The organism is Pseudomonas asplenii (assembly GCF_001293465.1).
Taxonomy (GTDB): Bacteria; Pseudomonadota; Gammaproteobacteria; order Pseudomonadales; family Pseudomonadaceae; genus Aquipseudomonas; species Aquipseudomonas fuscovaginae_B.
The window spans coordinates 428,739-448,460 of sequence record NZ_JSYZ01000004.1 but is presented as its reverse complement, the minus strand read 5'-3'; the positions used below and the strand labels follow the sequence as shown (position 1 = coordinate 448,460).

20 protein-coding genes are annotated in these 19,722 nt (G+C 63.5%); all 20 read left to right on the top strand.

The window, feature by feature from the left end:
* A complete protein-coding gene (locus tag PF66_RS08430) occupies positions 1–255 on the top strand; it encodes an acyl carrier protein (RefSeq protein WP_054057962.1) in 255 nt (84 codons plus the stop codon).
* Between the two features lie 70 nt (positions 256–325).
* A complete protein-coding gene (locus PF66_RS08425; protein ID WP_204375729.1) occupies positions 326–1,651 on the top strand; it encodes a trans-sulfuration enzyme family protein in 1,326 nt (441 codons plus the stop codon).
* A complete protein-coding gene (locus tag PF66_RS08420) occupies positions 1,648–2,706 on the top strand; it encodes an OsmC family protein (RefSeq protein WP_054057964.1) in 1,059 nt (352 codons plus the stop codon). The genes PF66_RS08425 and PF66_RS08420 overlap by 4 nt, the downstream gene beginning before the upstream one ends.
* Entirely contained in the window at positions 2,696–3,061 is a 366-nt protein-coding gene (locus PF66_RS08415) for a VOC family protein (RefSeq protein ID WP_054057965.1), read from the top strand. Before PF66_RS08420 ends, PF66_RS08415 begins: the two co-directional genes overlap by 11 nt.
* A 40-nt stretch (positions 3,062–3,101) precedes the next feature.
* Positions 3,102–3,743, top strand: a complete 642-nt coding sequence (locus PF66_RS08410; RefSeq protein WP_160319832.1) for a sulfotransferase domain-containing protein — start codon at positions 3,102–3,104, stop codon at positions 3,741–3,743.
* The gene (locus tag PF66_RS08405; RefSeq protein WP_081005938.1) at positions 3,736–4,407 is read left to right on the top strand and encodes an HAD-IA family hydrolase; all 672 of its coding nucleotides are present in this window, start codon (positions 3,736–3,738) and stop codon (positions 4,405–4,407) included. The genes PF66_RS08410 and PF66_RS08405 overlap by 8 nt, the downstream gene beginning before the upstream one ends.
* Positions 4,385–4,819, top strand: coding sequence for a type II 3-dehydroquinate dehydratase (locus tag PF66_RS08400; protein ID WP_054057968.1), 435 nt, complete (start codon positions 4,385–4,387; stop codon positions 4,817–4,819). The genes PF66_RS08405 and PF66_RS08400 overlap by 23 nt, the downstream gene beginning before the upstream one ends.
* Positions 4,812–5,120, top strand: coding sequence for an acyl carrier protein (locus PF66_RS08395; RefSeq protein ID WP_054057969.1), 309 nt, complete (start codon positions 4,812–4,814; stop codon positions 5,118–5,120). The genes PF66_RS08400 and PF66_RS08395 overlap by 8 nt, the downstream gene beginning before the upstream one ends.
* Positions 5,117–9,148: a non-ribosomal peptide synthetase gene (locus PF66_RS08390; RefSeq protein ID WP_054062416.1), complete on the top strand. Its 4,032-nt coding sequence runs from the start codon at positions 5,117–5,119 to the stop codon at positions 9,146–9,148. Before PF66_RS08395 ends, PF66_RS08390 begins: the two co-directional genes overlap by 4 nt.
* 83 nt (positions 9,149–9,231) lie before the next feature.
* Positions 9,232–9,966 (top strand): 4'-phosphopantetheinyl transferase family protein, encoded by a 735-nt coding sequence (locus PF66_RS33010; protein ID WP_160319871.1) that lies wholly within the window; start codon positions 9,232–9,234, stop codon positions 9,964–9,966.
* Positions 9,963–10,355 (top strand): VOC family protein, encoded by a 393-nt coding sequence (locus PF66_RS08380; protein ID WP_054062415.1) that lies wholly within the window; start codon positions 9,963–9,965, stop codon positions 10,353–10,355. The genes PF66_RS33010 and PF66_RS08380 overlap by 4 nt, the downstream gene beginning before the upstream one ends.
* Before the next feature lie 43 nt (positions 10,356–10,398).
* Positions 10,399–10,752, top strand: coding sequence for a DUF1801 domain-containing protein (locus PF66_RS08375; RefSeq protein WP_054059626.1), 354 nt, complete (start codon positions 10,399–10,401; stop codon positions 10,750–10,752).
* A 105-nt stretch (positions 10,753–10,857) separates the two neighbouring features.
* A complete protein-coding gene (locus PF66_RS08370; RefSeq protein ID WP_054062414.1) occupies positions 10,858–11,598 on the top strand; it encodes a class I SAM-dependent methyltransferase in 741 nt (246 codons plus the stop codon).
* Between the two features lie 27 nt (positions 11,599–11,625).
* Positions 11,626–12,243 carry a sugar O-acetyltransferase gene (locus tag PF66_RS08365; protein WP_054062413.1) on the top strand — a complete coding sequence of 206 codons (618 nt, stop codon included), beginning with the start codon at positions 11,626–11,628 and terminating at the stop codon, positions 12,241–12,243.
* A gap of 17 nt (positions 12,244–12,260) precedes the next feature.
* Positions 12,261–12,878: an adenylyl-sulfate kinase gene (gene cysC / locus PF66_RS08360; RefSeq protein ID WP_054059629.1), complete on the top strand. Its 618-nt coding sequence runs from the start codon at positions 12,261–12,263 to the stop codon at positions 12,876–12,878.
* 2 nt (positions 12,879–12,880) lie between these two features.
* Entirely contained in the window at positions 12,881–15,205 is a 2,325-nt protein-coding gene (locus tag PF66_RS08355) for an efflux RND transporter permease subunit (RefSeq protein WP_160320654.1), read from the top strand.
* A 40-nt stretch (positions 15,206–15,245) separates the two neighbouring features.
* Positions 15,246–16,049 carry an outer membrane lipoprotein-sorting protein gene (locus PF66_RS08350; protein WP_054059631.1) on the top strand — a complete coding sequence of 268 codons (804 nt, stop codon included), beginning with the start codon at positions 15,246–15,248 and terminating at the stop codon, positions 16,047–16,049.
* On the top strand, positions 16,046–17,257 hold the full coding sequence (locus tag PF66_RS08345) for a hypothetical protein (protein ID WP_054059632.1): 1,212 nt from the start codon (positions 16,046–16,048) through the stop codon (positions 17,255–17,257). Before PF66_RS08350 ends, PF66_RS08345 begins: the two co-directional genes overlap by 4 nt.
* Before the next feature lie 59 nt (positions 17,258–17,316).
* The gene (locus PF66_RS08340) at positions 17,317–18,507 is read left to right on the top strand and encodes a hypothetical protein (protein WP_054062411.1); all 1,191 of its coding nucleotides are present in this window, start codon (positions 17,317–17,319) and stop codon (positions 18,505–18,507) included.
* 33 nt (positions 18,508–18,540) lie between these two features.
* Positions 18,541–19,686, top strand: a complete 1,146-nt coding sequence (locus PF66_RS08335; RefSeq protein ID WP_054062410.1) for a bis-aminopropyl spermidine synthase family protein — start codon at positions 18,541–18,543, stop codon at positions 19,684–19,686.
* Positions 19,687–19,722: the final 36 nt, after the last annotated feature.

Here is a 19,722-nt window from a genome sequence, read left to right as displayed (position 1 = left end):
ATGAGCGATACCGACCGTTTGATCAAGGTGTTCTCGACGACTGTGGGCCGGGAACTGAGCCGCGAGGAGCTGACGGGGGGCAATCTCATCAGCAGCCTGGGGTTGAACTCGATCGATGCCCTGCAGTTGCTGATCCAGGTGGAGACCGAGTTCGGTTTCAACATCGAGGACGAGGAACTTTCCATCGACCTGGTCGATTCGCTCGAACGTCTGGAAACCTTTGTTGCCAGCAAGCAGCCGGCGAGGACTGCCTGATGTCGCCCATTTGGACTGACGCCGGGCCTGCCCGGCGCGATGTCGGATCTCGATCTATGGAGGCCGCCGCGTGAGAGACTCCAGACAGATGCAAGAGACGTTCGCCAATCGTCCAGGCACCAATGATCAGTTGCCCTGGCTCAACCAACTGAGCCGCCAGCGGCTGGCCGGGCCGGCAATGGAAAACAATCGGCGCATGACGCTCGACGAAGGCCAGAGCACGTTATGCGTGCACGCCGGAACCTATGAGGACCCGGTTACCGGGGCCGTCGGGACGCCGATTTTCTCCAGTTCCACCTTTCGCTTCAGCCAGACGACCTACGAGTCGTTCCTGGAGGGTTATGTCCGGGACATCCCGACCTACAGCCGTTACGGCAACCCCGGGCAGTGGTCGGTGCAGTTGAAGGTGGCCACGCTGGAGCGTGCCGAGAGTGCGCTGGTGCTGTCATCGGGTATGGCCGCCATCGCCTGCACGCTGTTCGCCCTGACCAACCGCAACGGCCACATCATTTCCTCCCATGACCTCTATGGCGGCAGCTACAACTTGCTGCATGCCGACATCAGCCAGGCCGGTCGTTCGGTCAGTTACGTCGACCCGCTGGACCTGGAGCAGATTCGCCAGGCGATCGGCCCCCAGACCCAACTGGTGTTCTTCGAGCTGATGTCCAACCCGCTGATGAAGGCCATTGACCTGAGAGCGATTGCGGCCTTGTGCCAGGAGCACAATATCCTGCTGGTCGTGGACAACACCTTCCTCACGCCCATCAGTTGCCGGCCACTGGAGTGGGGCGCCGATGTGGTGATCCATTCGGCCACCAAGTATCTCAACGGGCACAGTGATACCACCTGCGGGGCGGTGGCCGGCAGTCGCAAGCTGGTCGATCGCATCTGGGCGCAGATGCTGCGCTTTGGCGGCAACCTCGACCCGTTCGTGTGCTTCCTGTTCGAGCGGGGCATGAAGACCCTGGCGTTGCGCATGCAGGCGCATGCCGAGGGCGCCAGGCAGGTCACCCGCTTCCTGGAGTCGCACCCGCGGGTCAAGGCTGTGTATTCGATCTACGCGCAGGACTATGCCCATCGGCACCTGTTCGACTACGCCGGTGAAGCGGTGAGCGGCATGCTCGGTTTCGAGGTCGAGGGTGGCGATGCCGCGGCCCTGCAATTGCTCGAACACCTGAAACTGATCACCAGCGCCACCAGCCTGGGTGGCATCGAGTCGTTGATCAGCCTGCCGTTTAACACTTCGCACAGCGGCCTGACCCGCGAGCAGCAGGAGCGCATTGGCATCAGGCCGGGGTTGATACGCCTGTCGGTTGGAATCGAGGATGCGCAGGATCTGTGCGCGGACCTCGAGCAAGCGCTGCAAAAAGTCTACTGGCAGGAGCCCGGCGTATGAGAAACGGCATGAACATTTCGGGCTTCAGCGAGATCGTCCACGAGGTCCAGCGGGAGCCGCAGCAGGCGCTGTTTCGCTATGGCGCCTATGCCCGTTGCTCGCCCACCGGCGACATGCTGGCCGGCGTGCACTCTGCAACCATCGGGACGCTCAGGGCGCCGCGCTGTTTCGAAGTCCCCGTGCGCCCAGGGTCGTCACTGGCGGCCCATGGCATGCTGGAGGCAGCGACCCCGCGAGAGCTGGCACTGATCGCCTTGTCCGGCTGTTTCCTGGTTTCCGCAGTCTCCGGGTTCTCGGCCCGGCGCACCACGGTGGGTCACCTGTCGATGACCACCCGGGCGTCCATGACCGAAGGCGACACGCTGGCCCCGCAGGTCCGGTACCAGATCCGCTCGATGATCGACAAGAAAATCAGCGAGGTGGTGGACGTGATCGAAGCGGTCAAGTCGCACAGCCCGAACCACCAGAGTTTCGTCCAGCCCTTGCCGCTTTCGGTCACCGTGAGCGCGGCGGGCGAACCGTTGCTGGACCTGCAGTTCCCTGCCCAGGCTGAGGCCGGGGCGTCCCTGGATCAGCCACAGAAGCTCGCGCTCGATTGCCAGTGGCTGTACGGCACTCAATTGCGCGCCGACTTCCAGCGACAGGATGCCGGTGACCGCCGCAGTTTCCTCATCGACCAGCCCAAGCAACTGGCCGGTATCGATTGCGGCCCCAACCCCCAGGAATACCTGCTGATGGCGATCGCCGCGGACGTGCTGCAGCAGTTGGCCACGCGTTTCCCACTGCCCGAGACGGCCACGCTCGATGCCCGGGCCATGGTGGACATTCGTGGCATGTGTGACGTCGCTCCGACGCCGGTTCATTTGCAGGACATTGAACTGAAGCTGTCACTGGGCAGTTGGGCGACGCCGCGTGTCGAGGAACTGGAGCAGGCTCTGGCACAGAGCATCGCCCAGTCGCAGGTCTGCGCGCTGATCCGGCGTCCGGTGCAGTTCGAGTTTCATATCGGTCATGACCTGCAGGCCCAGACACGGGAGGTGGTCAGTGCCCAATGACACCACGTTGTGCTTCTGCACGCTGGCGGTGCCGGACCTGGTCGCCGCCGAAGCCTTCTACGTCGACGTGCTGGGCCTGCGTGTCAGTCGTCGGTATGCGGCAACGGTCTGGATCAGCCTGGATGTCGATGAACAACGCGGTGCGGGCCTTGGGCTGATCGAGGACCCGGCCATGGCCAGGCCCTCGACGAAAACGATGATCGACCTGCAGGTCACTGACCTGGACCAGATCTTCAATCGCCTGGCCACACGGGTCGAGGTGATCGAACCGCCTGTACGCACCGGCTGGGGTAGCTACAAGGCGACCATCCAGGACCCGTTCGGCAATCGCCTGGGGCTGGTGGCGCGCGGCTGATCGGCGCGCCACCCAACTGATGAGCTGGCAAGGAGTAGGCATGCTCAAACGATTTGGTTGTATGGACGTACCGGACTGTGTGAGCGGTGACGGTGGATACGTGACGGTGATCTCCGGCTTACCGCGTTCTGGCACCTCGATGATGATGCGTGCCCTGTTGTGTGCGGGCATGCCGGTGCTGACCGACAACGTTCGTCGACAGGACGATCGCAATCCCCACGGCTACTTCGAATGGGAAGCGGTCAAGAACCGGGATGGCTATCAGGCCTGGATGGCCCAGGCCAGGGGCCGGGCCGTCAAGTTGGTGTCGCGTTTCCTCCCGCACCTGCCGGCCACCCATGGTTACCGGGTGGTATTCATGCACCGGCAACTGGAGGCAGTGATTCGCTCACAGGGCGATATGGCCCGGCACCACAGCGGCCAGGAGTGGAACGAGGAGGAGGGCCAGGCCCTGTTCCGCCTGTATGCCGAACATGTACCGAATGTACTGCGCTGGGTCCGCTCGCGTCCGAACATGCGCCTGCTCGAAGTGGATTACGACCAGGTGCTGCATGATCCCCTGGGCAGTTTCGGTGCGGTTGCGCGGTTCCTGGCACCGACTTCACTGGATGTCGGTGCCATGGCTGCAACGGTGGACGCCGGCTTGAACCACCAGGCAATGGAGGTGCGTGCCCATGGCTAACCTACCTGTTCAGGCCGTGATCTTCGATCTCGATGGCACCCTCATTGACAGCAAGCAGGTGATCGCCGAGGCCTACCATGCCGCTCATGCCGAGGTACTGGGAGCGGACGCCGTACCACCGCCGTTCAGTGAGTACTGTCGGTACCTGGGGCGCAGCTTCCCGGAAATCATGCGGCAGATGGGACTGCCGCTGGCCATGCACCCGGTGTTCATGCGCGAGAGTAATGCGCGCATGCACCGCATCCAGGTGTTCGACGGGGTCAGGGCACTGCTCGCCACCCTGCATGAACGTCAGGTGCCGATGGCCATCGCCACCGGCAAGGACCATGCGCGGACTGAGGCGATTCTCGGCAGCCTGGGGTTGCTCAAGTACTTCGGCGCCGTTGTCGGCAGCGATGATGTCGCTCGACCCAAGCCGGCGGCCGACATGGCGTTGAAGATCGTCCAGGCGCTGGCGTTGCGCCCGGCAACGACCCTCTTCGTCGGCGATGCCGTGGCGGACCTGCAGTGCGGCCGCAGCGCCGGCATGCAGACGGCGCTCGCGCTCTGGGACAACCCGGTCGAGGAGGTCCGCGCCCACCCCTGCGACCACCATCTGGTGGAGCCGGGACAATTGCTGAACCTGCTGGAGGTAGGCCGGCATGCCGACGTTGCTACTGCTTAACGGTCCGAACCTGGGGCGCCTCGGCCTGCGCAAGCCGCAGGTCTATGGGCATCGCACGCTGGCGGACATCACCGACGAGGTGACGACGGTCGCGGCGGCGCATGGCTGGACGGTTCGTGCGCTGCAAAGCAACCACGAAGGCGAGTTGATCGACTTTATCGAGGCCAATCACACGGCCGAGGCCATGGTGATCAACCCCGGTGCGCTGATGATGGCCGGCTGGGCGTTACGCGATGCACTGGAGGACTATCCCGGGCGCTGGATGGAGGTGCATATCTCCAATCTGTTCGGCCGCGAAGCGTTTCGTCACGCTTCGGTCACGGCCCCGCTGTGCCACGGGTTCATTGCCGGCATGGGCACCGATGCCTATGCGACGGCGGCCGCACTGCTGATCGAGAAATACCATGGATGAACGACAAGGGACGCTTCCCGAGCACGTACAACTGCTGGCTGACGTCTTGCGCCTGTGTGCCGAACTCCTGGCAGTGCCAAGCGAGACGCTGTCGGCGCAGCACAACTTCTTCGAACTGGGCGGTAACTCGCTCAAGGCGCTGCAACTGTGCGCGCTGCTGGAACAGCGCTATCCCCAGTTGGCTGGCGAGAGCGGCATCGAGCTGACACGAGTGACCAGCAGTGCCGACCTGCACAGCTTCGCCGGCGCCTTGCTGGACGACAGCCGGCAGTTCAGGGGCATGACGGAGGGGGAGCTGTGAGCCAGTCGATCGTCAGCCTGATCGAACACTGCGAGGCCTGTGGCGTGCACCTGTATGAAGAGGCCGGTGCGCTCAGGTACTACAGTGAGCAACCCGAGCTGCCCGAGCACATTCGTGAGGCCGCCCGGCGCGAAAAAACGCGCTTGCTCGACCATCTTGCCCAGCCCGACCCGTTGGCCAGCGAACTGTCCGGCCTACGCCAGGCCTATTGGCTGGGTGAGCACTCGGCGTTTTCCGAGGGGGGAGCGGCTTATCTGCACCTGGTGTATGCCGGTGATATCCCGAGGCAGGAGACCCTGCAAGAGGCCCTGCGACGGCTCGTGTTGCTGCACCCGATCCTGGGTTACACGCTGGATGCCGAGGTGCCACGTTTCAAGCTCATGCAGGTCGGGCCAGGCGTCGTGGAGCGTGTGCAGGCCCATGCCGGGCATCCCCCACGCAGCTGCGCGGCGCTGGGGGAGGGGCTGCCGGTGGCGGCGCTGTCGGCCGGGCGCGCCCTGGTTCGCCTGGTCCTGGTCGAGGGGCAGGGGCAGCGGTGCCTGCATGTGGTCTACCGGCTGGCACTGTTCGATGCGCCGAGCGTGCAGATCTTCATCAACGATCTGGCAGCGCTGCTCCGAGACCCTGAATACAGGCCCCACGTGTCAGCCGGCTATCGGTCCGAGGTGGTGGCGGAGCGGGTCCGTGTGCAGCGCCTGGCCCGTTTCAAGGCCCGGCATTACTGGCGCGAGCGGATTGCCACGCTGGCCGCCGGGCCTGACCTGCCCAGATCTTGCCGGCGTTCGCCGACCGTCAGGCCAGGGCGCTTCATCGAGCACCGGATGCCCTTGCAGGCCGCCCAGGTGCAGGCGCTGCGGGCCCAGGCCCGGGCGCATCATGTTTCACTCAACGCGGTGCTGCTCACGGCTTACCTGCAGACCTTGGCTCGCTGGTCCGGCGTGGCGTCGGTGACCAGCAGTGTGATGTACAGCAATCGGGCGGCGCTCGGGCAGGCGGTGCAAAGGTGCCTTGGCAATCATTCCGACACGGTGCTCATCGATCTGCCCGCCACGCAGTTGCCATTTGGCGAACGGGTGCGGTTGTTGCAGCAAGACCTGCATGCGGCCATGCAGCACGGCGCCTACGACGGCACCAGCGCGGTACGCGAGTGGATCCGCCGGCATGACACCCGCAGCAGCAGCGCCGAGCCTCCAATGCCCTACGTGTTCTCTTCGCTGCTGGACATGCAACTGGCACCACCGGCGTTCGAGCAGGTCGATCACGCCATGATGACCCCGCAGATCTGGATCGATGCGCAGGCATTCGAGCAGGACTCGGTCCTCTGGCTGACCTGGGACGAGCGCGAGGGCGTCTTCGAGCAGGGCGTGATCGCCGAGGCGTTCCAGGCCTATTGTGATCACCTGCTGTACCTGGCGACCGACAGCGCGGCCTGGGGGGACGTCGAGATGCGCCTGCCTGCCGTGTTGCAGGAGCGGCTCCTGGCGTTCAATCGGACCGAGCGCGTATTTGCCCCCATGACCCTCTGGGAAGGGCTGCTGCACCAGGCCCGGGAATGTCCCGATGCACCGGCGGTGATAGATGCGCAGGGCAGCCTGGGCTTCGCACAGTTGTTGCGTCAGGCCAGCCTGCTGGCCTGTCACCTGAACGAGAACGGCGTGGGCCCTAGCGATCATGTGGTGATCCGCGGCAGTCACGACGTGGCGAATGTCGTGGCCATTTACGCCACGCTCATGGCTGGAGCCACTTACGTGCCGGTCAGCAAGCGTTCGCCGGTGCAACGGGTACGGGCGATGATCAGCCAGGCGGCGGCCACCACCGTCCTGGGTGATGACGATGACGATATTGCCGCGATCCTGGCCTCGCCGGTCAACTGGTCCCTGAACTACCGCTCCTGGCTGCGCGGCGACGAGGCACAGGGAGACTTCATTGCGCCGACGTATCCGGCGGTGAACAGCAGCGTGGCCTACATCATGTTCACTTCCGGGACCACCGGGACGCCCAAGGGCGTGAGCATCACCCATCATGCGGCCGTCAATACCCTCCAGGATTGCCAGGCGCGCTGGGATATCGGCCGCGGCGACCGGCTGTTCGGCGTCAGCGAGTTCAGTTTCGACCTGTCGGTCTTCGATCTCTTCATGCCGGCCCTCAGCGGCTGTGCGCTGGTGCTCGCGCAGGAGGGCCGCGAGGCCGATCCCCAGGGCTGGGTCGCCCTGGCGCGCGAGCACCGGGTGACCGTGTGGAATTCGGTACCGGCGATCATGGAGATGCTGCTCGACTACGCCCAGGCCATGGCGCTGGGGGCGCCGGCGCCCAGCGTACGCTTGTGGATGGCCAGCGGCGACTGGATCGGCCTCGGCTTGCCCGGGCGATTGCGCCAGTGTGCGCCACAATCGCGCTTCATCGCCTTGGGCGGTGCCACTGAAGCGGCGATCTGGTCGAACAGCTTCGAGGTTCATGCCGTGGACCCGGCGTGGCCGAGTATTCCCTATGGCCGGCCCTTGGCCAACCAGCGTTTCTACATTCTCGATGCATTGGGACGCTGCTGCCCGCCTGCCGTCAAGGGCATGCTGTTCATCGCCGGGCAGGGCCTGGCCACTGGCTACGTGCAGGACCAGCCACGTACCGATCAAGTGTTCACACAGCACTCGGGCCTGGGACAACGCCTTTATCGCACCGGGGATCTGGGGCGCCTGCGCATGGATGGAGAAATGGAATTGCTGGGACGCGAGGACCTGCAGGTCAAGCGCAATGGTTTTCGCATCGAACTGGCGGAGATCGAGGCGGTATTCTGCCGAGCCGACGGGGTACGCCAGGCTGTGGCATGCCTCGACCCCAACGGTGGGCTCACGTTGTTCGTTGTTTCGGAGCACGGATCGGCGGTGGACACGCAGGCCCTGCGGCATTTCGCTGGGCAGTACCTCAATGACTACATGCTGCCATCGCGCATGGTGCAATTGGCCCAGTTGCCGCTGACGGCCAATGGCAAGCTTGATCGCAAGAGCCTGGCCGGATTGGCTGCGCAGGCGGCAGACGCGGTAGAGACAGACCCAAGCTTCTGTCCCCAGCAGGAACTGGCGCTGCAATGCGTACGCCAGGTGTTGCCCGCGGTTCGCGACGCCCAGAGTAGCTGGTTCGAACTCGGGGCCACTTCCTTGCACGCGGTGCGCATCCTGCAGGCGCTCAATACGCAACTGGGCATGCAACTGAGCCTGGCTGATCTCTATGCCCATCCCAGCGTTTCGGCCCTGCTGGGCCACCTGCAGGCAGTGGTTGGACGTTCGCGCAACCTGGTGCGCTTCAGTCACGACAACCAGCGTGCTCTGCTGGTGCTGGTACACCCGGTCGGTGGTGCGCTGTCCTGCTACCTGCCGCTGGTCGAGAGTTTGCGTGGCGTCTTCGATATTGCCGGTGTCTGCGCCGATGCTGAGCAGCACTTCGCTTCGATCGAGGAACAGGCCCGTGAGTATGTTCGACAACTGTGCCCACTGATCGTTGACTGCCGGCCGGTGGTGCTGGCCGGCTGGTCGTTTGGGGGAGTGGTGGCCGCGGAAATGGCGCGCCAGATGATCGGCATGCCCGAGGTTTCCCAGCGACTGGCTGTCGTGACGATCGATGCGGGCGCCCGCGGCGGCGACGTTGCGGCATTCCCCCCGGACCTGTTGCAACAGCTGTTCCAGCAGGACCTGCAACAGACCCGGCAATGGCTGCTGGCGCCAGAGGAGGACGATACGCTGGTGGGGCGCGTGCTGGAGGAGCGTTTCACCTTGTTCTGCCGGCACTACGCGGCCCTGCTGGCCTACCGCTATGTACCCGTCGACTGCTACACCTGGCACCTGCGGGCCAGCGCGCAGAACCGCTCCAGCGGCCTGCAGCCACTGGCGCAGTTGAACCCGCAGGCCGGCTGCACGACGATCGACGCCGACCACTATGGGATGCTCGGTGGCGCTGCCATGCACGTTGTCATCACCACGTTGCGCCAGGCGCTCGAGGTCATCGCACCGTCGTCGAGGGAGGAGCTGACGGTATGATTGCCTGCCCGCTGGTACCTGTGGCGATGACGCTGCCAGGCCCAGGATGCGTCGACCTATGGCGCCTGTCCTTGTCCGAAGGGATGCATCGTCCTGCGCGTGCGCGTTATCTGCAGTGGCTCGGTCCTCAGGAGCAGGCCCGCTACCAGACCTGCGTCGACCTGGGTTGGCGCGAGCAGTTCCTGACCGGTCATGGCTGGCTCAGAGAGGTGCTGGCCCGCTACCTGGAATGTGAGCCGGCGCGCATCACCCTGGGGCAGGGACCGCATGGCAAGCCCAGGCTGTTGGGGCCCCAGGAGCCGTCGCTGCACTTCAACCTCTCGCATAGCCAGGGCTGGTTGGTGCTTGCCGTGTCGGCGAGCCCGGTCGGGGTGGATGTGGAGGTGCATCAGCCACGCGATGTCCAGGCACTGTGTCGGCGATTCTTCAGCGTTGGCGAGCAGCGGGCGTTGAGTCGGACCGCACCGTCTCGGCGCCTGGCGTATTTCTACCGGTTGTGGACCCTCAGGGAAGCCTGGGCCAAGGCCACCGGCCTGGGCATCTGCCAGCACTGGCGGCAGGTGCGGATCGCTCGAGGGCACGGCACGCGCAAGCGTTCCGAGCAGGCTTGCTGGCATTTGGCCGCGAGCGATTGCCTCGATGGCTATTCGCTGGCCGTGGCCGGCTGGTCGTCCCGAGCGATGAGGATTCGTACATTTGTTGACACAGCGCTGGCGGGCTACGGCTTATGCCGGGACAATCCACGCTGGCTCGAGCACCATCCGGGTGACGATGAGACGGGCCACATGAGATACACCAATCAAGGAGTGACACTGTGAAATTTGGATACACGATCGTTTATGTCCCTGATGTCGCTGCGACCCTGGCGTTTTTCGGCGATGCCTTCGGCCTGGCCACGCGCTTTCTCGATGACTCCGGTGACTATGGCGAGCTGGAGACCGGGGCGACGACCCTGGCCTTTGCCAGCCGGGAACTGGCCGACTCCAACTGCGAGGGCGGCTACCACTTCTGTGAACCGAAGCATAAACCGCTGGGTATCGAGATCGCGCTGGTGACCGACGATGTCCAGGCTGCCCACCACAAGGCCCTGGCGGCCGGTGCCAGCGAGCATGCGGCGGTCACCCGCAAACCCTGGGGGCAGGTGGTGTCGTACGTACGCTGCCCGAGCGGCACCCTGATCGAACTGTGCTCGCCCGTGGGTCAGTGAGCGCTACGTCCAAGGAGGAGTCAGACATGCAAGGAAACCGATCATGACGCGTCAGAGCGATGAAGCCGTTGCGGCGCTGCTGCATGACCTGGCCACGACTCACGAGTCCATGTTGGAGATCGTCCAGCGGGTGCGTACGGTGGTGGAGGAGGTGGCCGGGACCGTGTCCGAAATGGTCAAGTATGGCGGCATCATCTTTTCCCATGCGGCGCCGTTCTGCGGCGTCTATGCCTACCAGGAACACGTGTCTGTGGAGTTTGGCCAGGGCTACACCTTCCAGGACCCGCACGGGGTGCTCGAAGGCGGTGGCAAGTTTCGTCGCCACATCAAACTGCGCAGCGTGGCCGACGTGCAGGACAAGCACCTCGGTGACTACGTGAAGCAGGCGCTTTCCTAGCGTCGAACCGAGTTCGACAACCACTGAACGTTGAACCCAGCGGGGGATGAAAATCCCCCGTCGGGGAGGCTTTTGCCCAGGAAAACCCAAGACATGAATAAATCAATGAACGATCCAAGCTTCTACGGGGAAACCCTGGCTCCGGTCTACGACGAGTTGTATGGCGAAGCGGCGGACAATGCCATCGATACGCTGGTCGAGCTGTGCACAGGGCAGGGACCTGTCCTGGAACTGGGCATCGGCACCGGGCGCTTTGCCTTGCCGATGCGCGAGCGTGGTGTAGACGTGCACGGGGTCGACGCCTCGCCAGCGATGCTCGACAAGCTGCGCCTGAAACCCGGTGGTAACGCGGTACCGACGACCCTGGCCGATTTTTCAACCCTCGAAGGTGTTGGCGGCGGCCCCTTCCAGATGGCGTTCTGTACGTTCAGCTCGCTTTTCCTGCTGTTGTCGCAGGATGACCAGGTCAACTGCTTCCAGGCAGCCAGCGGTCTGCTCAAGCCTGGTGGGCGGCTGGTGATCGAGGCCTTCAACCCCGACCTGAGCCGTTATGGCAAGGACCAGCCGGTGTATGTCGGTGGCCTGGAGCGCAATGAGGTGCTGCTGGAGGCCTCTCGCCTGGAGCCGATTGCTCAGCGCATCAGCTGTCGTTTCATCCGCCTGGATGGCCAGGGGACGCAGGTCATTCCGGTGGAGTTGCGCTACGCCTGGCCCGCCGAGCTCGATCTGATGGCGCGTCTGGCGGGACTGCGGCGGGTCCATCGGTGGGCCGGCTGGGACAGGAGCCCGTTCGTGGCCGGGGCCTTCAAGCATATCTCGGTCTTCGAAAAACCCTTTACCCCTTGAAGCAGCCCAGTGCGCAGGAGCTCCAGCATGGATGTCCAGGAAACCGAGGTGAGCGCCCAGGCGTTCGCCAGCACACGCCAGCGCATGTTGGCGGGCCAGTGGTTCCACTCGCCCAGCCTTGATCTGACCCGCCTGCATCTGCGGGCCCAGGGGCTGATTCAGCGTTTCAACCAGGCCAGCCCCTCGGCGTACGACGAGCGGCAGGCGCTGCTCGCGCAACTGCTGGGCCGCTTCGGCCAGGGCAGCTGGATCGAGCCGGGGTTGCAGTGTGATTACGGCGCGCACATCGAGATCGGCGACGACGTGTACATCAACGTCAATTGCACGCTGCTCGATGGCAACCGGATCGAGATCGGTGACCGGGTCTACGTCTCGCCCAATGTGCAGATGATCACCACCCGTCACCCCGTGCACCCGGCACAACGCACCGTGGAGGTCGAGGGAGAACGCAAATGTGTGCTGCGAGCCGACCCGATCAGGGTGGGCAACGATGTCTGGATCGGCGCCGGCGCGATCCTGCTGGGCGGTGTCGAGGTGGGCGAGGGCAGCGTGATCGGCGCCGGCAGCGTCGTCACCCGTTCGATCGCACCGGGCGTCGTCGCTGCGGGCAATCCCTGCCGGGTCATCCGCTCGGCCTACGAATGAACGTACAGGAAATCTCAATGAGCAACGTGAAAGCGAGCGGCAACCTGCACCCTTGGCCGGAGGCGGCACTGGCGGGCAGCCACCTGCCCCTGTGCGTGTGGTTCACGGGTTTGTCCGGTTCGGGCAAGACCACATTGGCGCGGGGTATCGAGCAGCGCCTGTTGCAGTCAGGGGCACGTGCCCGAGTGCTCGATGGTGACGACCTGCGCGTCGGTCTCAATCGTGATCTGGGCTTCAGTGCCGGGGATCGCAAGGAGAATGTCAGGCGCCTGGGCGAGGTGGCCAGGCTGTTCCATGACAGCGGTTTCATTGTCCTGGTAAGCGCGATCTCGCCTTTTGCCGAGGATCGCCAGGCTGCCCGGGCGCTATTTGCAGCGGGGCGTTTCATTGAGGTGCATGTGGCCACGCCACTGCAAGTCTGCGAGTCACGTGACCCCAAGGGGCTGTATCAGCGCGCCCGTCGCGGTGACTTGCCCGGTTTTACCGGAATAGACAGCGCCTACGAACCGCCACGTGACTGCGAGTGTGTTGTGCAGAGTGAGCGGTGTACGGTCGATGAGGGCGTCCTGCAGGTACTCGCCATCATCGAGCGTTGCTGTTCCCCGGCCCCCGTTGGCGAAAGGAAAGGTGCCTGATGATGTCCGGAGAAAAATTCGAGCTCCTGCTCAAACGCTACCGCCATGTGTTGTTCCTGGCGGTCACCGTGCTGGTGCTGGCGATGTCGTGGGGGATGACGCAAATACGGTTCGCTGCCGACTATCGATCGTTCTTTCCGGAGGGCGAGAAAACCGTCGAACAACTGGATGCCTTGCATCGTCAATTCGGCAAGTCCGACACGCTCCTGTTCGTGATCAAGAACCCCGAGGGCAGCCTGTTCAACCGCCGAGACCTGGAGCAGTTGCATGCGCTGACTGAACAGGCCTGGATGATCCCGCACGCCTATCGTGTCGATTCGGTGACCAACTTCCAGCATGTCTTTGCCGAGGGCGATACGGTCCATGTCGATGAACTGGTACGTGAGCCGGCGGATCTGACGGACTCGCACATCGCCTTGATGGAGCGCCTTGGGCGCAACGACATTGAGTTGGTCAAGCGCCTGGTCTCGGCTGATGGCCAGACCGCTGGTGTGCTGGTCACGCTGCAGTTCCCGCCCCAGACCCTCGATGCGGCCATCGACGCGACCACCCGGGCGCGTACGATGGTCGATGCCTTCCGTCAGGCCAATCCCCATCTGCAGATCCACCTGACCGGACTGGCAGCCGTCGAAGCGGCGTACCCCGAAGCTTCGCAGCAGGACATGGCCGTCCTCACGCCGCTGATGTACGCAATCATCCTGCTGGCCAGTGTACTGATGTTGCGCAGTCTGGGTGCCTTGCTGGTGGTGTTGGTGGCGATCACCATGGCCACTGCCGCGACCCTGGGCGCCAGCGGCTGGCTTGGATTCGAGGCCACGGCGCTGACCGGGCTGCTGCCAACCATCGTGCTGGCCACGTCGGTGGCGGAGATCATGCATATGATTTCGGCCGCTCGACAGAAGAGTGGCCAGTACGGAAACCGCCGTGTGGACCTGGCCTGCGCGGCCATTCGTGAGACGGTCAAGCCGATTGCCATCGGTACCGCGACCAACGCCGTCGGGTTCTACTCGTTGGTGTTTGCCGCCTCACCGCCCTACAAGGAGTTCGGGGTGCTGGCCGCGATCGGTGCGGTGATGGCCCTGGTCGTCTCGGTTGCGGTCTCGGCGGTCCTGATTCCGTTGTTGCGCCTCAAGCCGCTCGAGGGGGCCGCCAGCCGTCGCTACTACTTGTACATGGAGCCTTTGCTGCGTCGGCCCAAGCTGTGGTTGCTCGGCTTCGTGGCCGTGTTCCTGCTGGCGCTTGGTCCGGCCAGCAAGAACCTGATCAACGACCGGATCGTCGAGAACTTCGATACCAGCATCCCGGTGCGCACTGCGACCGAATTCGCCATGGACAACCTCTCGGGTATCTATCGCCTGGAGTATGTCGCCACGTCCAGTCGCGGGGACATTTCCGACCCCCGTTTCCTGGCCGAGCTTGATCGTTTTGCCCAGTGGTTGCGCACGCAGAAAGAGGTCGACTCGGTCACCACCCTCAGCGATGCCATCAAGAAGCTCAACCAGACCATGGACGGTGGGCGCGCCGAGGCGTACCGACTGCCGCAGGACCCGGCGCTCGCAGCGCAGATGCTGCTGGTCTACGAGATGTCACTGCCGTTTGGCCTGGACCTGAGCAACCAGATCAACATCGACAAGTCGGCCACGCGGGTGGTCATTACATTGACGCGCCTGGATACCCAGCAGATCCGCGATATCAAGGCCCGTGCCGACGCCTGGTGGAACACCCATGCCGACCGTACCGCCCTGGTACCGGGCGTGGGCACGGGCGAGGCGGTGGTCTTTGCCAACCTCACCCACATCAGTATCGAGTACATGGTCGATGGCCTGCTGTTCGAACTGGTGAGCATCACCTTGATGGTGGCCCTGTTCCTGCGCAATGTGCCGCTGGGGTTGATCAGCCTGCTGCCCAACGTGTTTCCGTTTTTCGTCATGTTCGGTCTCTGGGGGCTGATGCGGGGCGAGGTCAATACCGCCGCGATCAACGTCTGTGTCGTGGCCTACGGGCTGATTGTCGAGGCCACCATCCACCTGATGAGCCACTACAAGGCCCAGCGCCTGGAACATGGCCAGCCGCCGCGCGAGGCGCTGCGCTCGACCTATCAGCACGTACTGCCGTCGGTGTTCGCCAATGCCGTGATTCTGGCCTCGGGCTTCCTGGTCATGACGCTTTCGCCGTTCTCCATGAACGCCGATTTCGGCCTGCTGGCTGCCATCGCGATCTTCCTCGGCCTGATATTCGATGCGTTGTGCCTGCCATTGGTGCTGTTGACCTTTGATCGCTACCTCTGGGGACGAGCCGCAGCCGGGCTCGCTGTGCGCCAGGCATGAATCGTTCTCCCAGTCGCCACCCTATACAAGGAAAGTCAGAATGAACCGCAATCTCTTCATGGTCGCCTGCCTGTCGATGGCAACCGCGCTGTCGTCTGTTGCCGCCCATGCGGGACAGGCCCAGGACCTGGGACGGCATTACGCCCAGAAGTGGCGCGACAGCGATGAGGGCTACCAGGACACTTCAGCCAGGATCCGCCTGACCCTGGTGGAGAAGGGCGGTGCCAGCACCGATCGCTTCATGCGCATGAACAGCTTCGAAATGGCCGACAAGCAGGTGGGCGACAAGGTACTGCTGACCTTCGAAGCCCCCGAGAACATCAAGAATTCCCGGGTGCTGATCCATTCCAAGATCATGGAGGGTGACCAGGTCTGGCTGTACCTGCCAAGCCTGCGACGGGTCAAGCGAGTCGCTGCCGCAGACCGCTCCGGTTCGTTCTCCGGCAGCGAGTTCTCCTATGAGGACATCGGCTCGATGGAGGTGGGCAACTACGACTACGAGTGGCTGCGTGACGAGGCGTGCGGTCAGTCCGAGTGTGCGGTGGTCAAGCAAATCCCTCTTTATCCCTACTCGGGTTATTCCGCGATCGAGGTCTGGTACGACAAGCACGATTTCCGGCAGATGAAGACCCAGTACTACGACCGCAAGGGGACGCTGTTCAAGACCCTGAGCCTGGATGGCTACCAGCTGTTCCTGAACCGCTACTGGCGGGCGCTGAAGATGAGCATGGTCAACCATATCACCGGTCGCCAGACGGTCCTGGTCAGTTCCGACGTGCAATTTCGTACCGGGATCAAGGAGGAGGCGTTCGAGCCTGCCCGGCTGGGGAACCTGACCCAATGACCGACGGCGTCCGCCACCCATGGACCTGGCCACTGGCCGCGGCGCTGCTCATGTCCGGGTACGACGCGGCTGCGCAAGCGGAGCATTCGCTAGCCGGCAAGCTCGCGATCAAGGGCTACTACTTTCCCTCCGACCCGGCCACTGAGCTTGAGGAGAGCGAATTGCCGGTCACTCGGGAGTTTGGCGTGGATTACCAGTACGTGGACAGCTGGGATTCGCTGCGCATGCGGGTGGTGGCCAACCCACGCTATCTGTCGAGCAGTGACCGGGACCCGCGCCCGTCGTTCTATTGGGACGAGCTGTATCTGCTGCTGGAACAGGAGGGTCGCGAAGCCAAGCTGGGACGGATCAAGGAGCATTGGGGGGTGATGGAGACTCGCCAGTTGGTCGATGTGATCAACACCTATGACAACCTCGATGGCCTGCAGCCGGAAGAGAAACTCTCGCAGAAAGCACTGAAGCTGGGCAGCCTGATGGGGCCCGGACACCTGAGTCTGTACCTGCTGGACGGCTTCGAACCGACACAGTTCTATGCCGAACCGTCGCGGTTTGCACCCTATCGGGTGCGGCCGACGGCCGAGTACATTCATGGCGGCAATCCGGACAGCCTGGACATTGCCGCACGCTACTTCATGTCCCTCTCGGACCTGGATATCGGCCTGAGTTACTTCAAGGGCACCAATCGCACGCCGGCGTTTCGCCAGGAGGGCGAGAGCCTGGTCGCCCAATACACCGAGGTCAGCCAGTGGGGCCTGGATGCCATCTGGGTGGACGGCCAGTGGCTGTACAAGCTGGAGGCGCTCGACCAGCGGGTCTCGGACAGCGACTACAACTCCAGGAAGCTGTCGGTGGGTGTGGAGTATGCGATCAATCGGGTATTGGGCGAGGCTGACCTGAGCCTGATCGGGGAGTACCACCGTGACCGTGACAAGGCGCTGGCACCGGTGAGCATCTTTGATCGCAAGTTCCTGCTGGGGGGGCGCCTGCAGTTCAACGACCGCTATCTCTCTTCGGTATTTCTTGGATTTACCGCACAAGCCAGCGATGCGAAAAACAACATGATCAACGCGTCTCTGGACCTTGGCTTGAGCGATGCCCTGCGTGCCGGCCTGAGTGCCGTCTACATCGACAGTTCCGGCAGCGATGACACCTGGGAGGCGCTCTCGGGCGATTCCCATGTCAGCGTCGAGTTGTCCTACTCATTCTGATTGACCGTCGCGCAGGCCGGCCAGTGTTCCGGCCGCCTTCGACAGAGGTATGCAAGCACATGGATAGACAGCTTCAGATTATCGGCTTCGGCCCCGCAGCCCTTGGCCTGTTCATCGCCGCCGATCGTGAGCGCAAGTTGCCGGCGCTGCTGTCGCTTGGCGTCGAGGTGCATGAGCGCAGTGCTTCGTTGGCCCAATGGGATTGCCTGGCCTACGACATCCAGGCCAACTCGCCCATCCAGGACTTTCTGAAGGGTATTCGACCTGACGGTGCCTTTGCCCAATGCCTTCGCCAGCGCGATGTACAACGCTGGTTGCAAGAGCCTTCCCGGATTCTGTCGCTCGACAGCGTTTCGGCTTTCCTTCGGCAGTTGGCGCAGGTAGTGCTCGAGCTATGCGCTGAGCACCCGGCCACCACCGTTGCATTCGGTCGGCAGGTCGACGCGGTGCAACAGAGCGACGCAGGTTTCACCTGCTGGGGAGACTGGGGGCAGTTGACCAGCCGTTATCTGGTGCTGGCTTGTGGCGCCCAAGGACGTGAATTGCAGGTGCCCTGCGCGAAGATGCGCCAAATGATCGAGCAAGATTGGCCGGCGCCATTGGGTTCCGATCCGGTGCTCAGGGGCCAGGCTGATGCGCAACTGCGCGATGCTCTCGGCCAGGGCCGCCAGGTACTGGTACTGGGTGGCAGCCACAGTGCCTTTTCCACCGTCGAGTACCTGCTCAGGCGATTCAGCGATGCATGGGCGCCGCGCTCGCTGCATGTGTTGTGCCGCAAGCGCCCAGGGCTGTGGATGGCATCAGGAACACCGTCGGCACTGCTGCAACCAGGCGATCTGGTGGATGAGGTGACCGGCGAGGTCAACCGCTTCCGGGGATTGCGTGGATCGGCCCGGCAAACCTTGTTGGACATCGAGTCCGGACGATCTCCAGGCGTTGTGCTGCACATTGGTGATCCCGACTTCCATCTGTGGCAACGGGCAGCGCCGCTGTTGATAAACGCCACCGGCTATGAAGCCCGGATGCCTGAGCTGCGTGACCCGCAAGGGTGTGCCATGGCGCTGGATACCCTCCAAGGCAACCTCTGCAAGCACCCGTTGAGCCATGAGCTGACCTGCGCAGGACAGGCGGTGCGCGGGCTGTTCGGCACCGGCCTGGGATTCTCAGACCGCCGCGGGGAGACCGTTGAGGTCGGGGTCAATTTCTTCCACGGACGTTGCGCCAGCAACATCCTCGACGCCGTGCTCTGACGGCGCCATTCACTCGCATGAACAGGAGGTTGCATGCACAACCTGGTACAACTACGTGAACGCCTGCTGGCACACCTGCCCGCTCGTCTGGCAGCACCCGTCCAGGAGCAGGCCGCACTGGACGACTTGCTGAGCAAACTGACCCGCCCGCGCCGAATCCATCAGCTGCTGTCCTCCCGCCTGACGGTTCGTCAGATCCTGCATTGCCTGGTCGAGTTGCTGGCCGAGGGGCAACTTCAGCTGATCCGGGAGCAGGCGGTGCCACAACTGGTGCTGGGCACCCCGGTGGGGGCCTTGCCTGGCCATGGTCTGCACCTGGTGGACGATGCCTGCCTGCGCCTCGAACCCCGCTATCGTGAGGTGATGGCTGACCTGCTCAGTGACAAGAAGTCCATCTATGACCAGTCCATCGAAACCTTCGAAACCCAGATCCGGCGCTACAAGATCATGCAGAGCCTCGGTGATCTGAACCACGGTAACCTGCTGCTGCTCGGAGATGATGCCCTGTTCTCGCTGTTCCTGGCACTGCACGGCTATCGTCAGCGAATCGTCGTGGCCGATATCGACCGTGACCTGCTGGCAACCATCGAGCGGACTTGCCGGGCGCAGGCGATCGACACGATAGAAGTGGTCGAATATGACGTATTCCAGCCGCTTCCAGAGCAACTGCAGGGCCGTTTCGACTGTTTCGCGGTCAATGGTTTCAAGGACCTGGGTGGCTTGCTCACGTTCATCTGCCGCGGCGTGCAGTCGCTGGCGCCGACGGCGGATGTGGGATACGTGAACTTTGGCAATCATGAAGTCCAGGACGCCACCCAGCTTGCGATGGAAGTGCAGATCCACCAGGCATTGCTGCGTTTCGGCCTCTACATGGATCATTGCGTGCCTTGCGCCGAGACCCACGTCAGCGAAGCCTTCGAGCAGGCCATGTTGCACGGGGTTCTCGAATGCGCGGCCCTGCCTGGCGAACGACGCGCGCAGGCCTGCGAGCAGTGGCTGGAGACATTGGCCGAGCGCTTTGCCGACTTGTCCTGGGTGCGCATGCACAGTTTTCCGGACATCCAGTTGTCACCGCTGAAACTGGGGCGTTGCCGGGTGGCCAGCGATAATCGCCGCGAGGTGTCACGATTTTTGCGCCTGAGCCAGCTCTATGCCCGTAGTACTCCCGAGGTGGCTTGAGCATGGGGCCGATTACCCGGAACGGGCTTGAGGGGC